General features: G+C 41.9%; 13 protein-coding genes. 6 read left to right on the top strand and 7 right to left on the bottom strand.

The features are described from left to right. Window position 1: 1 nt before the first annotated feature. Window positions 2-1,288: a serine--tRNA ligase gene (gene serS, locus B3S92_RS06235; protein ID WP_296203913.1), complete on the bottom strand. Its 1,287-nt coding sequence runs from the start codon at window positions 1,286-1,288 to the stop codon at window positions 2-4. Window positions 1,289-1,907: 619 nt separating this feature from the next. Between serS and B3S92_RS06240 the strand changes: the two genes are divergently transcribed. Both B3S92_RS06240 and B3S92_RS06245 read left to right on the top strand, forming a co-directional pair. After that, window positions 1,908-2,561 (top strand): YcxB family protein, encoded by a 654-nt coding sequence (locus B3S92_RS06240; RefSeq protein WP_077451136.1) that lies wholly within the window; start codon window positions 1,908-1,910, stop codon window positions 2,559-2,561. A gap of 344 nt (window positions 2,562-2,905) precedes the next feature. Beyond that, window positions 2,906-3,376 carry a Dps family protein gene (locus B3S92_RS06245; RefSeq protein WP_296203915.1) on the top strand — a complete coding sequence of 157 codons (471 nt, stop codon included), beginning with the start codon at window positions 2,906-2,908 and terminating at the stop codon, window positions 3,374-3,376. Window positions 3,377-3,527: 151 nt separating this feature from the next. Here the strand turns inward: B3S92_RS06245 and B3S92_RS06250 are convergent, their stop codons facing one another. Then, on the bottom strand, window positions 3,528-4,979 hold the full coding sequence (locus B3S92_RS06250; protein ID WP_296203917.1) for an SLC13 family permease: 1,452 nt from the start codon (window positions 4,977-4,979) through the stop codon (window positions 3,528-3,530). Between the two features lie 392 nt (window positions 4,980-5,371). On the opposite strand from B3S92_RS06250, the gene B3S92_RS06255 reads away from it, so the two are divergent. The 4 genes from B3S92_RS06255 (at window position 5,372) to B3S92_RS06270 (ending at window position 8,496) form a co-directional block, all read left to right on the top strand. Continuing rightward, on the top strand, window positions 5,372-6,016 hold the full coding sequence (locus B3S92_RS06255) for an AzlC family ABC transporter permease (RefSeq protein WP_296204034.1): 645 nt from the start codon (window positions 5,372-5,374) through the stop codon (window positions 6,014-6,016). Beyond that, window positions 6,006-6,365 (top strand): AzlD domain-containing protein, encoded by a 360-nt coding sequence (locus B3S92_RS06260; RefSeq protein WP_296203919.1) that lies wholly within the window; start codon window positions 6,006-6,008, stop codon window positions 6,363-6,365. Before B3S92_RS06255 ends, B3S92_RS06260 begins: the two co-directional genes overlap by 11 nt. Window positions 6,366-6,578: 213 nt before the next feature. Then, entirely contained in the window at window positions 6,579-7,991 is a 1,413-nt protein-coding gene (locus B3S92_RS06265; protein ID WP_296203922.1) for an aspartate ammonia-lyase, read from the top strand. Between the two features lie 118 nt (window positions 7,992-8,109). After that, a complete protein-coding gene (locus B3S92_RS06270; RefSeq protein WP_296203924.1) occupies window positions 8,110-8,496 on the top strand; it encodes a hypothetical protein in 387 nt (128 codons plus the stop codon). A 112-nt stretch (window positions 8,497-8,608) separates the two neighbouring features. Here the strand turns inward: B3S92_RS06270 and cobA are convergent, their stop codons facing one another. The 5 genes from cobA to B3S92_RS06295 all read right to left on the bottom strand — a co-directional run bounded on the left by cobA (window position 8,609) and on the right by B3S92_RS06295 (window position 18,506). Further along, window positions 8,609-9,601 (bottom strand): uroporphyrinogen-III C-methyltransferase, encoded by a 993-nt coding sequence (gene cobA / locus B3S92_RS06275; protein ID WP_296203926.1) that lies wholly within the window; start codon window positions 9,599-9,601, stop codon window positions 8,609-8,611. Between the two features lie 104 nt (window positions 9,602-9,705). Further along, window positions 9,706-12,939 (bottom strand): nitrate reductase, encoded by a 3,234-nt coding sequence (locus B3S92_RS06280; protein ID WP_296203930.1) that lies wholly within the window; start codon window positions 12,937-12,939, stop codon window positions 9,706-9,708. 70 nt (window positions 12,940-13,009) lie between these two features. Next, window positions 13,010-14,530, bottom strand: a complete 1,521-nt coding sequence (locus B3S92_RS06285; RefSeq protein ID WP_296203935.1) for an NAD(P)/FAD-dependent oxidoreductase — start codon at window positions 14,528-14,530, stop codon at window positions 13,010-13,012. Window positions 14,531-14,625: 95 nt separating this feature from the next. Then, the gene (locus B3S92_RS06290; protein ID WP_414707001.1) at window positions 14,626-16,818 is read right to left on the bottom strand and encodes a protein kinase domain-containing protein; all 2,193 of its coding nucleotides are present in this window, start codon (window positions 16,816-16,818) and stop codon (window positions 14,626-14,628) included. Between the two features lie 185 nt (window positions 16,819-17,003). Continuing rightward, window positions 17,004-18,506 (bottom strand): NarK family nitrate/nitrite MFS transporter, encoded by a 1,503-nt coding sequence (locus B3S92_RS06295; protein ID WP_296203938.1) that lies wholly within the window; start codon window positions 18,504-18,506, stop codon window positions 17,004-17,006. Window positions 18,507-18,584 lie beyond the last annotated feature (78 nt).

Below are 18,584 nucleotides of genomic sequence, written 5' to 3' on the forward strand. Positions count from 1 at the left end.
ATTAAGCGGTAATAGTTTCCGCTCCGCCCATAAACGGACGTAAGACTTCAGGGATAGTGATGCTACCATCAGCATTTTGATGGTTTTCCATAATGGCTAGTAAGGTACGGCCCACTGCCAAGCCTGAGCCATTTAAAGTATGCGCAAGCTCTGTCTTCTTGCCGTCTTTGACTCGGGTGCCCATGCGACGTGCTTGGAAGTCGCCACAGTTTGAGCAGCTTGAGATTTCACGATAAGTATCTTGGCTAGGTACCCACACTTCAATATCGTAAGTACGTAAGGCGCTAAAGCCCATATCACCCGTACACAGCTTAACCACACGGTAAGGCAGCTCTAACTGCTGTAAAATGTATTCCGCTTGAGCAGTCATTTGCTCTAATAGCTCATCAGATTGCTCAGCAGTAGCAATGTTTACCATTTCTACTTTCTCAAATTGATGCTGTCGAATTAAACCACGGGTATCACGGCCATGTGAACCCGCTTCACTTCTAAAGCAGGGAGTGTGCGCAGTAAATTTAAGAGGCAATTGACTGGCCTCCAAACGCTCACCACGTACCAAGTTGGTCATCGGTACTTCAGCGGTTGGGATTAAGTAAAAACCCATGCCATCATTATTAGTGTGGTTGGTTAACTTAAATAAATCTTCTTCAAATTTAGGCAGCTGACCCGTACCCTTTAAGCTATCAGAGTTAACAATATAAGGCACATAGCACTCGGTATAACCGTATTTGACAGTATGGGTGTTCAGCATAAACTGAATTAAAGCTCTATGTAACTGGGCCAATTGACCAGTCAATACATTAAAGCGACTGCCGGTTAGTTTGGCTGCTGCTGCAAAGTCTAATTGACCTAAGCCTTCACCCACATCGGTATGATCTTTAATCTCAAAGTCAAATTGACGTGGTGTACCCCATTTACGCACTTCAAGGTTGTCTTCTTCTGACTCACCGTCTGGCACATCATCGGCTGGGATATTCGGAATTTGTAATGCCGCTTCATTGATTTTATCTTGTAGTGTTTTTAAGTCTTCTTCCGCTTTTTTGATGTCACCACTGATTGATTGCATCTCGGCCAGTAACTCACTCGCATCTTCGCCATTTTTCTTTAGAGCACCGACTTGTTTGGCACCGGCATTACGCTTGGCCTGCAAATCTTCGGTTAACACCTGAAGTGATTTACGCTGTGATTCCATTTGTTGCCAAAAATCCACGTCTAGCTCATAGCCTCTTTTGGCAAGCTTCTGTTTTAATTCGGTCAAATCTTGGCGTAATAACTTAGGATCAATCATGTGACACCTTTTATTAGAGTATTAGTATTAGAGTATTAAAATATGAAATAGTAGAGGTTTAACTTAAACAGGTAATATTTTTTTAAATAAATAGAAATCTAGCCAATAACTAGACTTATCAACAACTAGATTAGGTATTAATTCGGAAACAGGCACTCCTTACGACCAGACGCTCTATGGCAAATCATAGTCATAAAATTAAGCGTAACTTACTTCCGCTTTTATGATAAATATAAAGTGCGGTTGTCTGTAAAACCGCCCAAAGATTGGATGCCTAAATAATGTTATCTATGATACCAAGACCAAGCATTTTTGACCATGTCAAAACAGCGATATGCCCCTAAAATCTTTATAAAATTATACAATCTTGTAATCTCTTTGCCTCAAATCGCTATTTTTTCAGAGCCAATTTGCTTTAACCTGCCGTCCTGCGTTTGCAGATAATCAAATAGGTCCTAAAATTTAACCCCTCACATTAAGCTTTAAAGTTTCAATTGGCCCCAGTTTTCGGTAAGATAGCAACACTATCTCAATTATCTTAATGACATCGTACTTTTACCAAAATCATGTCATTTTAATTTTACTTTTTGTTCAATTAACATCCTATTCGAGTAATTATATGGCTCTTTACCCTTACACCCTCCAACCTGTTGATATCAATCTAACAGAAGAAGAGTTTCACCAAGCACAATTTGAGTTATTTGAAAAAACCAATCCTTCTTTTGGCTTAAAAAATATTAAGATGAAAGAATGGATCATTATGGCCATTGTAATAGCAGTGTCTATAGCGGGGCTTGTTTATGTCAAAGGCTACTCAACTTTTATCTTTTATTTGATGCTAATTTTGGTGGTGGTGTATTTATTGGTACGTACCATTGGTATGAAGTGGTATGTGCAAAGAGAGTTTGAAAAGCAGATGGCTGAACAAGAAATGCCTGATGAGATGAAACAGCTGAAACTTGGGGTACAGAAGCATGGCTTAATCATGGCCATGCCTTCTCCAAATGCTGGTCTGCAGCAAAATAAAGCGATGCGCGGTATGCAAATGCGTGGCTCGGCCACACAGCAAGCAGTTATTCCCTGGACTGCGGTAAAAAGCTGGGAAGAAACAGATGACTATATTTTTATGCTGTTTGAAATGCAGGGTCAACAAGGCAGTCAAATTATTCCAAAGCGTCTACAAGCGCAAAAATTCCCTATTGACACGGTACGCACTCATTTACAAGAAGTGGTCCCTGTTAAAGGCTTACAGCCACAAGCTATTGGTCAGTAATTTTTGACCCATAGCATTTGAGCAGTGATAAGCTTGCTTTAATGCTGTGTCACAGCCATTAAATGTTCTTCTAATAAAATGACCCTGCTTGGGTCATTTTTTTTGGCTTAAATTTTAAAGAAAACTTCCCCTATATACTCAACAAGAACACTATTTATTTGGTAAAAAAAAGATAGCTACGGCTGTAAGTAAAAATGAGTGTATTTGAAAAACAAATCACATCCATTAAATCATTATGTTTAACTAATCATAATTTATTTGCTATTATAATAATCGTAAAGGCAAAGGGGATAAGCTCACTTCATACCCCCTATCAAAATACTAACTAAAAAAGGATAATTATTATGAGTACCAATCAAATTGGCTTAGAAAAAAAAGACATGACTGCCGTAATCAATAAACTTAACGATCTACTTTCAAGCTATCATATTTTTTACCTTAACGTTCGTGGCTATCATTGGAACGTGAAAGGAGAACATTTCTTCTCATTACATCAACAGTTTGAAGAGCTATATACCAATCTTCAAATTCAAATTGATGAAATTGCAGAACGTGTTCTAACGCTAGGTGGTACACCACTTCATGCTTATAGCGACTTTGCTCAACACAGTTCTATTAAAGAAGATAAAGGCGTATTTAACGGTAACGATTGTGTACGCGGTGTTGTTGCAGGCTTGCAAGCGCTTATCGAAGAACAACGTGGAGTGTCTGCTGTGGCAGAAGAAGCGGAAGACCAAGGTACTGCAGACTTAGTAGACGGTTATGTCCAAGAGCAGGAAAAACTGGTTTGGATGTATAACGCTTTTTTAGGCTAATTATTTAGAAGCTTTTTATGTAGACACCTTGTTTAGATAACTTATTAGAAAGCTTGTATATAAAATCATTCCTTTAACTTAGCCATAAAAAATCCCCCGTATAGTTACGGGGGATTTTTTTGTGTCACTCATTTCTATAGATTTTTGAGGATTATAGTAGGAAGAAATAAGCCCAGCAAGCGACCACTAATGACGACACAATATTCAACACCATACCTACTCGAACCATCTCAGACTGTTTAATCAAACCGGTACCAAAGACGATAGCGTTAGGTGGTGTGGCCACAGGCAACATGAAGGCACAAGACGCACCGATACCAATAATCATCACCAACACTTCAGTAGGCAGACCCATTTGCTCTGCAATCGCCACGAAAACAGGCACTAGCAGAGCCGCTGAAGCGGTATTTGACGCAAACTCTGTTAAGAAAATAATGAAAGCGGCAACTGCTAACATGACTAAGAATAAAGGCGTTGTCATCAATGCATTGGCCACAGTTTCGCCCATCACTAATGAGGCACCTGAAGACTTAAGCACATTAGATAGGGCAATACCACCCCCGAATAACATGAGCACGCCCCAGTCGGTATTGTCTGAAACTTGTTTCCAAGAAACCAAGCCCAAACTTACCACAGCCACTGCAGCAGATAATGCAATAATAGAGTCAATATCAGCAATCTCTAGCATCTCACCCAGTTTATTACCAAATATCCAGCACAATGCCGTAGTTATAAACACGATGATGGTAATAAGTCTTGGTGTAGTCCAAGGGATCTCAGGCTGATCAATACTACTAATACGCACGTTAAGATTTGGCTTTAGCACAAAATACATTGCGCCCAATAATAGAGGCGTTAGTACGAATGTCAGCGGCAAACCAAACTTCATCCAATCCACAAATGAGATATCTAAAGCTTTGGCAGCAATAGCATTCGGCGGAGAACCAACAATAGTTCCTAGCCCGCCCAAACTTGCAGAATAGGCAATACCCAACAGTACAAACACAAAAGTACCACGATCTTTTTGACGATCAACTTGTGACAACATACCAATTGCCAAGGGTAACATCATAGCCGCTGTTGCGGTATTTGAGATCCACATTGAAAGCATGGCAGTAGCAAAGAATATCAAGATTACTGCGTTACCAAGTTTACCCCCTGATAATGAGATAAGCTTTAACGCAATTTTTTTATCAAGTTGCTGCACATGCAGAGCGGCCGCTAACGCAAAGCCCCCGAAGAACAGGTAAATAGTTGGGTTGGCAAAGCTCGATAAGGCTGATTTAGTATCAAACTCGGGAATGCCAATCGCCACCCCTATAATCATCACTAATATTGCAGTAATCGTTACATGCAATGCTTCAGTTAACCAAAGCGTACCAATGAATACTAACATTGATAGGCCTTTATTAACGTTGGTATCAAAAGGCAAAACATTAAAAATAATTAAGCTAATTATGGCTGCAATAGCAGTAATAACCAGCCCTTTTCCTGTGCCTTTAGGAAAAGTATCGGTGAACAAGTACTCATTGCCATCATGAGGAAGATGGCTGTCTAAATTTTTATTTGCACCCGTAGGTGGCGTCTGATTGTATTCTGACATACAACACCCTTATTAAAAAACGACTCACTGTCACAGTGAGAAACACCGTAAAACTGAACGGGATATTTACTATGATACTAACTCATTGTAAATTTGTTATATTAAAAAGTCACTAAACACTTCTAAAAAGTTAATTTATTAGGGTATTGTATAAAAATTTATAACTCATTAATATGAGGCTCTAAAAGTCAGAAGCTACTAATTTGGCTTATACTAACCTTCTTATGGTTCTCTTTACCTTAATCAAAATTGTACAAGCACCTTGTAAGACTGCTAAGTGATGAACTAAAAAATCAGGAAATCATGTGACTACTCATTCAAAAGACATCCCTGTAGCGCAGGACAATCATACCGACTGGGCAGAAGGATTTAAAAAAAGCCTTCCAGTAGCAATGGGCTATCTTCCGGCAGGTATAGCTTTTGGAGTTCTAGCTCAAGTAGCAGGAATTCCAGTCTGGGCAACGGTTATGTTAAGCATTGTGCTGTATGCTGGCGCCGCTCAATATGCTTGTATTCCCATGCTAAGCGCAGGCTTGCCGATTGGTACTATGGCCACCAATATTGCTGCTATCAATTTGCGTCACATTTTTTACGGCATGCCTTTACTACAATCTTTGCCTGACAATAAGTTAGCCAAAACTTATTGTCTATTTGCGCTGACTGACGAAACTTTCTCTGTTATGACCAGCTTACCTGCTGAGTCAAGAAAAGCGTTAATACTACCCATAAGTTTCTTTAATCAGATGTGGTGGGTGGTAGCAGGAGCTATTGGGGTGATGATAGGAAGCGCTCTCAATGACTTAATACCGCATTTAGATTTCGCTTTAGTGTGCCTTTTTGCTATTTTGGCTTATGAGCAATTTCAAACTGTTAAACGTTACTTCCCTATTGTTATTGCCGTAGTCTCCTTAATTATTGCCTCTTTATTTACCACTAACTGGGTACTATTGATGGCCATTAGTATTTGTATGCTCCTTATTTTAGCCCGTGGCTATTGGGTACAGGGCAATATTAAAGGAGTGAATAATGACCAGTAGTTATCTTATTCTCGCAACTCTGGCGATGGCTGGCGTTACCTTTATTACTCGGGCCCTTCCCGCCTTAATTCCAAGAAAGCTTCTAGATACGCCATGGCTACACCGACTCAATGAAAGTCTGCCTTTATCAGTAATGGTGCTACTCATTTTAACCAGCTTATCGTATCAAGACCTATCATCGACAACTGGTCTACACAGCGCCGAGCTACAATTACTACTGGCACAAGTTGGGGCCTTGTTATTGACACTCCTTGCCTATCATATTAGCCGCCAACTGTTGGTCAGTATGATTGCTGGGATTGCTTCCTTAAATGGTTTACTGTGGCTATTTACCAATTTCTTAGGTTAATTTTCTTAGACTTACAGGCCAGGTTGACCTGTTAAACTGTTATATGGATCTATATCCCCCTAAAAAGGTTATGGAATTACTATAATTTCTAGTAACTTATAACCTTTATTTTTGTGAGCTATCAAAAGTATTCAATCGACTTAATTTTTACGATATCTATGCTATTGTATTAGGCTTAAAACCCATAACCTTGATAATAGGAATAAAACAAGTATGAATTCATCCACTAGAAATGAGCATGATTTACTTGGTGATCGTGATATCCCTTCTGACGCATATTATGGTATTCAAACCTTGCGCGCCTATGAAAACTTCAATATTAGTAAAGTACGCCTACATCAATTCTCTCCCTTCATTAGAGCATTTGCTACTGTAAAAAAAGCTGCAGCCATTGCTAACCATAAAGTGGGTGTTTTAGAAGAAAAAAGAAAAGACGCTATTGTGGCAGCTTGTGATGACTTAATTGCCGACAAGTTACACGACCAGTTTATTATCGATATGTTCCAAGGTGGTGCCGGTACTTCTACCAACATGAACGTGAACGAAGTTATCGCTAACCGTGCCTTAGAAATTATGGGTCACGAAAAAGGTGAGTATCAGTACTTACACCCTAACAACCATGTCAACCTATCTCAGTCAACCAACGACTCGTATCCTACGGCCCTAAAACTTGCTTTAGACTTCTACTGTGAACGTCTACTTGGCAAAATGGATATATTAATTGAAAGCTTCTTGAACAAAAAAGAAGAACTAGGCCATCGACTAAAAATGGGCCGTACTCACCTGCAAGATGCGGTACCTATGACAGCAGGCCAAGAGTTCAATGCTTTTGCCACCATGATCAAGGCTGAGAAAAAACGTATCGAGCAGGTACGTGAACTTCTTTATGAAATCAACATGGGTGCCACAGCTATCGGTACAGGTATTAACGCCCCTAGCAACTATCCTGAAACTTGCGCTGAAGTATTAAGAGAGCTAACTGGTAAGCCTTATTACACTTCTGATGACTTAATTCAAGCCACTCAAGACACCAGTGTCTATGTAGCTTTATCAGGTAATCTACGTCTGTTGGCTACTCGTTTATCAAAAATTGCCAACGATATCCGTTTGCAGTCTTCAGGTCCTCGTGCAGGTCTAGGTCAATACCGCATTCCTCAAATGCAGCCGGGCAGCTCAATTATGCCAGGTAAAGTAAACCCAGTTATCCCAGAAGTGGTGAACCAAGCTTGTTTCCATATTATGGGTATTGACCATACGATCGCTATGGCTTCTGAAGCGGGTCAGTTACAGTTAAACGTGTTTGAACCTGTAATGGCATTCAACCTATTCACCGGCCTTGTGATGTTAAGCAATATTTGTGAGACCTTTGCTACACGCTGTATCGACGGCATCGAAATGAACGAAGATTACTGCCGTGAGCAAGTGCTAAGTAACATTGGTCTGGTAACTGCCTTAAACCCACATCTGGGCTATGAGGTCTCTACCCGTATTGCTAAAAAAGCACAAGAAAGTGGCGGCAGTATCTATAACATCGTTTTAGAAGAGAAACTATTAGATCAAGAAACGCTGGATCAAATCATCTCTCCTGAAAATATGGTATACCCTCTTTTACAACGCAAAGCTTAAACGGCATAAAAAAGGGGCGACTTAATAAATAGGTTTCAGTTAAAATATCGGTTACCATAACCTCTATTTTTCAATTATTAAGTAGCCCACTTTCTTCTTCCCCTTCAAGGAATAATACATGAAAAAATTGTTAGCCGTTTCAGCTCTAATGGCCTCTCTTGCCCTATCAGGCTGTGCTACTACAGGAACCGGTACCGATGCAGGCAATGCTGTAGGTACTGCTACCAACGTAGGTATGAATATCTTCAAAACAGCAGTAGATGCTCAGTGCCGTAGCGAACTTGAAAAACAAAATGCTTGGCGTATTGCCCGTGTGGCCATGAACTCTGAGCAAGAAGAAGCGGTCAAGACTAAGATCTGTGGCTGTGTTAGCGAACAGGCTCCTCAGCAAGTAACGGTTGTCGATATCACCAATGCTGCCATAGACCCTCAGTACCGCGCACAACTGGTAACTAAAGTGGTCGCCAAGTCACTTCAGACTTGTTATACCAGCTTTACTAAGTAGTTTAAAAAACAAAAAAAAGAGGGAGCCTGTTAAATGGCCCCTCTTTTTTTATACCTATAACCTTTTAAGTCCTCACCAAATAGCTTGTTAAACAACAATCACTAAGCCACCCTTAAGCAATCAACTCTGCCTCTTTTTGCTGTTGCGTAAACCTATGCTGGACCTCTATATTCGCTAAATTATAATCAGCGAGCTGCTGATGCAAATTAACCACATCGCCCATAATTAATAAAGCAGGTGTCGGTAACTTTGCTAGTAACTGCTTAGCTGCTATGTCATCAAGTGTGCCAATTAAAACCTGTTGTGTCGGCAGACTGGCATGGCTTACCACCGCAAAAGGAGTATCCCCCGCTCGGCCTGCTCGTATTAACCCTTCAGTTAACCCCGCTAAGCGATTCAATCCCATATACAACACTATTGTTTGCGTCGGGTCCAACATTTCACTGAAGTCCTCAGTAGGACAATTGGTCTTTTTGAAGGCAGTTACGAACTTGACCGATTGAGCACATTGACGATGTGTTAATGGAATTGAGCTACTACTGGCCGCAGCGCTAGCTGCAGTGATGCCTGGAATAGACTCAAAATATACGCCGTTTTCTACGACAGTCTGTAATTCTTCCCCGCCTCTACCAAAAATAAAAGGATCTCCGCCTTTTAGACGCACCACGCATTTGCCGGCTTGAGCCTGGGTCACCAACAGTTGATTAATCTGCTCTTGTGGTAGCGCATGGTTATCACAGCGTTTGCCGACAAAAATTTTGGTTGCTTGTTGAGAGCACATATCTAGGATATCTTCGGAAACCAAGCTGTCATATAGCACAACATCCGCATGCTGCATTATTCGATAAGCTTTTAAGGTAAGTAGCTCAGGATCACCTGACCCTGCCCCTACCAGATATACCACCCCTTTTTTGGCTTGTTTTACCTTATCTTCCGCTTTAATTGTGGGTAATTTATTGCCACAGTCATAAGGTGTTAAAGGTAGCTTTGAGCGACCCTTTATTACCTGTGCAGAATTTAGGGTCGGAATATCAAAATGGGTCATGCTTGGTGTGCTCCTGGCATCATGTATTTTAGCAACCGGCTGATTTAACTGTTGTTTCATTCAGTTCTAAACCGTGCTGATAACCAATACGTTGCAAATGACATGCCAGCGTTACTCTTTATCTTAATCTTTATCTTAAGTTCGAGCTAAGCAGTGCCTACCATTTAAGCCAGCTCTACTGATTTATCGGAACGACATTGTTTAATAAGCTCATTGATTTGACCCACACAAGAGCCACAGTTAGTGCCTGCCTGACATAATTTACCAACGCTAATGGCATCGTCACATCCGTCAGAGGTAATGGCGTTAATAATGGTATTTTCACCCACACCCATACAAGCACAAACTAATGGGCCTGGGTCAACATAGCCACTAGCGGGTTTACCGGCCAATAGCCATTTCACAGAAGGTACGTCACTTAAATCAGCAAAGCAGCTATTCAGCCAATGTATACTAGGCAACTGTTCCGATTGCGGTGCAATGTACACTGCCAGCATTAGCTGTTCTTCAAGTTGAGCAGAAGACGATGCCAATTCTATGGCGACAGGTTGACGAACGACATAGCGTAATTGCTGAGCGGCTTCATAAATCATAATGCTGGTGTCTAGTTCAGCCCACTCACTATTTAATCTATCCGGACTATGAGAATTATCTGGCTTATCTAGGCTGTCTGAATTAGAGCGCTGATGTATGTTCACAACCGACGCGACAAACTGCTGCCAGAATTCGGCAGTCAACCAAGCGTCGCTCATCTGCTCAGTGCTAGTGGCTAAATTAATCAAGATACTGTCTTGCTGACGACTGATACTCCATATTAAATTAGGCGCGGATACTGCTGCCTGTAATTGATTAGAGGTCAATTCAGTAAGTTGACGCAACTGCACTAAGGCAGCATCTAACCAGTCAGGATGCACCAAAATACGGCCAACTGATTTTATAGGCATTGGCTGAACTACTATGGCTGAATTTTTTAATTCAGGTTGTGCCGATATAGGATCAACTTTAGTGGGAATAAGCGTCCCGACTCGCGCCAAGTTGGAAAAGGCATCACTCCAATGCATCGGCATAAAGCTATCGCCTAGACGCATATCTTCGCTAACCTCCACTTGAGCCACTACCGTTGAGCGCTTTGTTGCTTGTAGGGTATCCGCTTTAATCGAAACAAAATCATTATTAGTAAGCCCCAAAGCCTCTGCATCTTGAGGATGTAAAGTCAAAGTCGGTACAGTTTGTTGTTGATTCAACTTTGGTGCTAAAGCAGTCCGCGTCATGGTATGCCATTGGTCACGCAGTCTACCGGTGATTAAGCGCAGCTTTAAACCGTCATCGACACTCTGGATTAAACCTAGGCCTAGGTTCTTTTGTTTTATCTGTTTTTCAGCGCTAGGTTCTGTTTTATCATTGTCGTTGATGGCGCTAAATCTATTCAAATCACCAGCCTGTTGTGGCGGGGTAATGGCAACTAGCTTAGGCTTAACATGCTTAAAGTCAGGATCAATGATATTAATATGCTGACCACCCCATTGTAGAGGGCTCATAGAATCGTAAGGTTGATTGTGTTTTTCCAGTTCAGCCATTAAATCTAACTGTCTTGGATATTTGCTGTTTTCATGACTGGTTAATGCGGCATGCTCTAAGAAAATTTCACTAGGTTCAGTATAATCAAACCCTTTAAACCTCATACGTTTTGCCACTTGTGAGAAAATCCACCAATCTGGCTTTGAGTCGCCTACACCTGTTACAAGGCTACGCTGACGAGATATTCGACGTTCAGAATTAGTTACTGTGCCTGATTTCTCACTCCAAGATTGCGCCGGCAAGACAATATCAGCACAGCGTAAGGTATCACTGTCTTTAGAGCATTCAGAGACGATCACCAAATCACAGGCCGCTAAGGCTTGGCGAAACTTGTTTGCTTCAGGTAGGCTCACCACAGGATTGGTAGCCACAATCCAAATTGCTTTTACTTTTCCATCAAGGATAGCATCTGCCACATCGCAAGCTTTAACCCCTACCTTAGGCGCTATAGGTTGTGGTGATTGCCAAAACTTACCCACTGACTGACGATGCTCTTTAATATCTAACTGTAAATGGCCAGCCAGTAGATTTGCCAAAGCCCCTACTTCACGCCCGCCCATAGCATTGGGTTGACCCGTCAATGAAAAAGGACCTGCGCCTTTTTTACCAACGCGGCCTGTCAGCAAATGGCTATTGATAATAGCATTCACTTTATCAGTGCCACTACTAGACTGATTCACCCCCATGCTAAACGCTGTTACTATTTTGTCATTTGCGGCGACCAGCTGGTAAAACTGCTCAATCTTTTCAGCATCTAACTGAGTGGCTTTAGCAACCGACTCTATGTCCCATGAATCAGCAGCAATCACTGCCTGCTCTACGCCATCACACTGTGAGGCATATTCAGCATCGGTGCAGCCATTCTCTTCTAAGTATTTGAGCAAACCATTATATAAGTGGGTATCGGTACCAGGCGCAATGGGCAAATGCAAATCAGCAAATTCGCAGGAATCAGTCCGTCTCGGATCAATAACAATTAATTTTTTATTAGGGTTTTCCTGTTTGGCTTGTAAAAATCGACCAAACAAAATGGGATGACACCACGCCATATTAGAGCCGACTAGCACCAATAGGTCACAGGCTTCAAAATCGGTATAACTACCCGGTACTAAATCGGCACCAAAAGCTCTTTTGTGGCCGGCAACCGCCGACGACATACATAGGCGAGAATTTGAATCAATATTATTACTGCCGATAAAGCCTTTCATCAGCTTATTGGCCACATAGTAATCTTCAGTCAGTAGCTGACCAGACACATAGAACATCACACTTTCTGGCCCATGTTTTGCGATAGTATCGCTTAAGCGACTGGCCACATCGTCCAAAACAGTATCCCAATCTGAGTCTTGCTGATTAAGACTATTAGCCGACGGCTTAGGCGGCACTGATTGAGAACTTTGAGCCGCTTGAGTTGCTCGAGCTAATGGTAGAGATAACATGGTGGCTTTCTTGTTTTGATAATAAGGCTGAGTTAACCGGCGCTCAGTTCCTAAAGTCTCAGCCAGATTACTGCCTTTAGAACACAGCTTACCAAAATTGGCAGGATGCTCCGGATCACCTTTTACACTCACCTGTCCTGTCATATTATCTACAGTTGCCAATACGCCACAGCCCACACCGCAATAAGGACAAGTGGTGCGTACTGTCTGTGTCAGCTCAAACTCTGAGTGAGAGACGGAAGTATCGCTAGGCAAAGTTAAAGTAGCTATGTTGTTTGGGCTATTCGGGCTATTAAAACTTGCTTTGGCTTTAGGCTGGCTGGTTTGGCTATTTTTGATAATATTCTCGCTATTTTGTAGTGATATCTGCTGGTAGAACACTTATAAAACTGAAACTTAGGTACGCTATGCATTGTATTTATTGCCTTCATTAAAAGGCATCTTGTTTTGGTTAAGCCACTTCATCATCACTTGGTTGATTATCGGCTTTAATTAACGACTTGGGCTTCTCACTAGGTGCTGTCGTAGAATTTGTCACTGGATTAGCGGTTATACCTTCCCTATTTTCAGCGTGTTGATCCAATAATGACTGGCAATAAGCAGCCCCAAAGATCAGAGCGTCTTTAAATTCAGAAACATCAATTTGTTCATTAATCAGCTGACTGTAGAAGTTGCCATCACTGGTATCTCCATACAGCACAGCTCCTATCAACCGATTGTCTTTTAGGTAAAGACAATGGTATTGATCGCTATTCACCTGACGATAAATAATTTGTTCAACGGAAGCTAATTCTGACTCATCAAACTCAATTTTTCCTGATGAAAATACGGCGACTCCAGATACTTTAAGTTTCAAGGATAAAGGCGTGCTAACAAAAGGTGGCCACTTTGATTTTGATGCTTGCTGAGTCAATACGGCGACGAGAGTATCAACATGCTGATTGACTGAGGACACCATGCCGAAAAGTTCCTCATTAATCTCTATACACTCGCCTATGGCATAGACATTTTGACAACTGCTGTGCATATATTCGTCTACCACAATACCTCGATTAACTTCTATCCCACTATCCTCAGCCAGTTGGGTATTGGGTATAATGCCCACAGCCATAACGATAAAATCAGCAGGTAACGTTCTGCCATCTTTAAGGCTTAGTCCTGTCACTTCATTGCTAGCATTCACTTCTATACCCGTGGTCATCGCCGAAACTTCCAAACCTACCTCTCTACGAGCAAGCTCTTGTTGCAGCATTAATGCCGCGGGCAAGTCCAACTGACGATTGAGTACAAAATCATCGACATGTATCACGGTCATGGTCGCCCCTTGTGATGACAACGCACAAGCCGCTTCTAAACCCAGTACACCGCCACCAATTACCAATCCCGTTTTACCCTGCTTAGCATAGTCAGTAAGTACAGTCACATCGGCGACATCTCGAAAAACGTGTACCCCTTTGGCCTCATGATTTGTAAAAGGAATGACTCGGGCAGTCGACCCCGTTGCGATAACCAGCTTGCCATAGTCAAGCCTCCGCCCATTATCTAAGGTCAGCGTTTGATTATCAGTATCTATGCGGTCGACTTCTACGCCTGCTAATACAGTTATACCCAAGCGTTCATAGTCACTCTTGTCATATAAATAAGTCTCATCAAAAGAGGTATCGCCTGCTAAGACTGGCGATAACATAATTCGGTTATAACCCACTTCCGACTCTTTACTAATCAAAGTAATCTTGGGACTTTCGGCAGTAGTCTGTTGTTGCCACGTAGTGGCTAACTGAATCGCCAAACGACTGCCTGCCATCCCTGCCCCCACAATGACTACCTCATTTGACAAGTCGCTTAAGTTTGATAAGTCGCTTAGTGATTGACTTAATGAATCGCTTAACGAGCTGTCTAATGATAGGCCATTAAATTGATCTGCTAGAGATTGCGACTGTGCGATGGTGCTGGCGTTGACTGGAGCTGGCATGAGAGACCTTAGCCACTGAAGCGGCGATTGAGATAGTCATCACCAATTATTTTTCTCAACCTACTCAGTTATCGGGCTCAAACGCGCTCCATAAACTAGCTGGTGGGTAGAAACTTAATCAGTAATAAAACAATAATTACACTCTGTACCAAGCAAATGCCGTGCCATACCAATAAAGGATTTCTTTTGATCAGCGGTTCTGGGTCGGATAAAGAAGCACTATGATCTGGATTAAAATCTTGTAAAAACTCTCCGATCGCTTGATGACGAACGTTGGTATTACGATGAAGAGCACGCAGTAAGGCTTGCTGACTGGTGGCTGGGACTTGTTTTTGATTCAGTAAACGCGAGGGTACAACCAAAGCATCAGAGGCAGACATGAGCATTTGTGAGGTAAATGGTCGGCTACCGGTAAGTAGTTCAAAGCCTATGACTGCAATCGAAAATAAATCAGAGTGCACTCCTTTAGGCGCATCTGTGTAGTATTCTGGTGCAGCGTAATGCAGATCGCCAACTGGTGGCCGAGTATTGTCTTTTAGGATAGAGGATGCCACTGACCCAAAATCAATCAGCTTGACCGCCCCTGATTTGGTTAATAATAAGTTCTCTGGCTTAATATCCTGATGCAATAGATAATTGCGGTGCATCACCCGCACTGCCATCCCAATTTTGGTCAATAAATCATGGGTTTGCCACACATCGCAAGGACCATTTCGATCCATAAAAGCGCGCAGACTCTCGCCTTCTATATACTCAGTAAGGTGGTACAAATAGGTTGAGCTGGCAGGCACGGGGTAATAGCGTAATAAACCTGACTCACCCAATGCAGAGCCCCCCATTGACTCAGTAGGGTCAATTTGATTATAAGCGGGCTCACCTGCCCGCCTGTGTCTTGATAGACTTAATCCAATTTTGCGTTCTTTCAAAAAGCTACGCAGATACTCTCCATCTTCGACCGTTCTTAGGCTGGGAGACTTTAGGACATACTCGTGTCCTGCGCTGTCTTCTACCAAATACACTTCACTACGGGCCGTCCGAGCAATAATAGCTTTTACTTCAAAGCCATCAATACTGTCATTGACCTGTAGCCCTGTGGGCAGCTTATATTGTACTGGTACATTACTGTTATTATTGCCTTCGGAGAGCAGGCTGCTGTCCTGACTTGGCTCATCAACACTCATTGAGCTATCTATGTTCATTAGGCTGCGTGTGCCTTTATCTTTATCTTTTCGAGTATTTTTTAGCTTAATGCTTGAGGAAAGACCCATACCGAGCATGATAATAGTTAGATTATCATTACTGCCCTCCTGATAGGCATGGCGACAGAATTGCTCACTCAAGTCCCATTTTTTAAGAAGGTTCCAATTGGGAGTATTTTCTAATTGGGTAGCAGCTGCACTAAACTCAAACTGCATGTCAACAGGATTAAGATGTTCATAAACGCCATCGGTCATCAAGGCTAAATATTCGTTTTGGTGCAGGGTAAACACTGTTTGCTGTAAATCGACGCTGGTATCTGCCCCTAAAGCTGCCGATAATGCCCCTTTATCTTGCCCATGATGGATACGATGGTCTTCACTGAGTATCGTAGTTCTATCTACACTCAAGCGGTAGATGCGTGAATCGCCAGTATGAAACAGATAAACCCTATCACCAATGCACAGCACACCAGATAGCGTTGACAATAAAGGAGCAACCCGCTCATAAGACTGCGAAAAGTACATTGCGTCATTCGCTTTAATGACTGCTGACTTGATAATGCCTGCCACACTTTCATCATCAAAAATGGCTTTAAAACTTTGCTCATTAAATTGTCGGGTTTCTACCACAGCTTGATGCTGTAAACGAATCAAGCCTTTAATAACATGTTCGGTCACAGTCTCAACCGCCAATCTACTCGCCTGTTTGGGAAACTGGCAGGCACTAACCCCATCTGCCAAAACAGCAAGTACCGGCAACTGCTCTGGTCTAAGCTTAATTTTGGAGCTATGGGCTTGACTGTCCTGTTGAATATGGTCTAATTCGTCCTGTTCAATCTGTTCTAAATAGCTTAATAAACAGGTGGTAATCAATAAACTGTCTTGATTTTCAGACTTACGTCCTGCCATGGTATAAAAATCAGACCACCAACCTGTTGATTGTTGGTGTTTTTGATTTGGTTTAATAGACTTAAAGGGCTTAATAGTTATGCGTTCGGGGTTATTAACAGTCGTTTTAGAGATAGGTAAGGCAGTGCTATTAGCAGTTTTTTTATTCGATTCATTCGATAAGCGTTCTATAGTGGGCACTTTTATTCCTTATTAAAATTTGGCAATATCGCTCCGTCATCCATAACTTTTTTATTGCTTAAAAATTTCAGCTAAAAAGCAGTTAAGGTATAAAGCTTACTGTAAACTTTATACCTTAAAATGTAGTGCTCAATAAGCATGGATAAGTGGTCTATCCAGCCTTAGCCAGCTGAATAGTGTTTAGATTAAGTCACACTAATTTCAGCAAAACTGCCATCTGGCATCTCTTCTACGATTACCCCTGAAGGCTCTTTTAATAAGAATAGAGCTACGAATCCAACTACTGCCGTAGCGGCAATAACCATAAAGAACACTTGATAAGACACTAAGCTTAAAACCGTTAAATAGACCACAGAGCCTACGTTGCCATAAGCACCGGTCATGCCAGCGAACTGACCGGTCATACTGCGTTTAATCAAGGGAATAACCGCGAATACTGCGCCCTCACCTGCTTGCACGAAGAATGAACAAAACATAGTAATAAGCAATGCCAAAGCGATCGGCCAAGTCGAGTCAACCATTCCCATTAAGAAGTAACCAATGGCCAGACCTGCTGTCAAAATAAGTAGCGTGCTTTTACGACCAAAACGATCACTTAACCAACCGCCACCTGGACGAGACATTAAGTTCATAAAGGCATACGAGGATGCTAATAGACCCGCAGCAACCACAGATATTTCAAAAGTTTCTAGATAAAAAAGCGGTAACATTGACACCACGGCCAGCTCAGAACCAAAGGTAGCAAAATATAAAATGTTTAACACACCGACTTGTTTGAAATCATAACGCTGTGCTTCTGGTACTTCTGTGGTAAATACTTCTTTGTTAAATCGATAGCTACTCACAAACTCATAAACATACAGTAGCGCTAAGCCAATATAGATAAAGTTTACCGCTGTCTGACTTAACAAACTAACACCAGTGGGTGATAGCTTCCAAGCCAGTAGCGCCAAGGCTAAATACATAGGAAGTTTGAAAACCATCATTAACCAGAAATCACCTTTAGAGGTTACCCCCATCGCACCAGACTTCTTAGGTTTAAAATAAGTTGAGCCCTTAGGTGTATCGCGAACAAATTTGTAAAATAAAATACTGTATAGACCCATAACGACGCCTGAAGTCGCACAAGCATAGCGCCAGCCTTCATCCCCACCGAACCAAGCCGCAAAGCCAATCGCCAGTGTTGGTAATAGCATGGCTGCTGCTGCTGAACCGAAGTTACCCCAACCGCCATAGATGCCTTCTGCAGCGCCTAATTCGCTAGCAGGAAACCAGTCACTGATTAAACGGATACCTACCACGAAGCCTGCCCCAACGAAGCCTAAAATGAAACGTGATAAGGCAAGGGTTGTATAGTCTTGGGCAAACGCGAACGTAAAACAGGGAATTACTCCGAGCGCTAAAATACAGGTATAGACTATTCGTGGTCCAAACTTATCGGTTAGCATCCCGATAATAACGCGAGCAGGAATGGTTAAAGCCACGTTTAGGATAAGTAAGGTTTTAACTTGTTGCTTGGTTAAATCCAGAGTTTCTCCAATAGCGGAAAGAAAAGGGGCATGGTTAAACCAAACGAAAAAGGTAAGGAAAAAGGCCATCCACCCTAAATGTAGGATTTTATTTTTACCAGCAAAAGATAAGACATTGAGCTTATCTTTTGTGGGTGGTACGGGGGTTGCAGACGACATACTTGCTTCCTTTTATGAAATAAATTGTCTGTGTCTCCAAATAAAAACAGACTTATTTACATTAAATTAGACCTTAAA

It is taken from the genome of Psychrobacter sp. UBA3962 (genome assembly GCF_002385225.1).
Taxonomy (GTDB): Bacteria; Pseudomonadota; Gammaproteobacteria; order Pseudomonadales; family Moraxellaceae; genus Psychrobacter.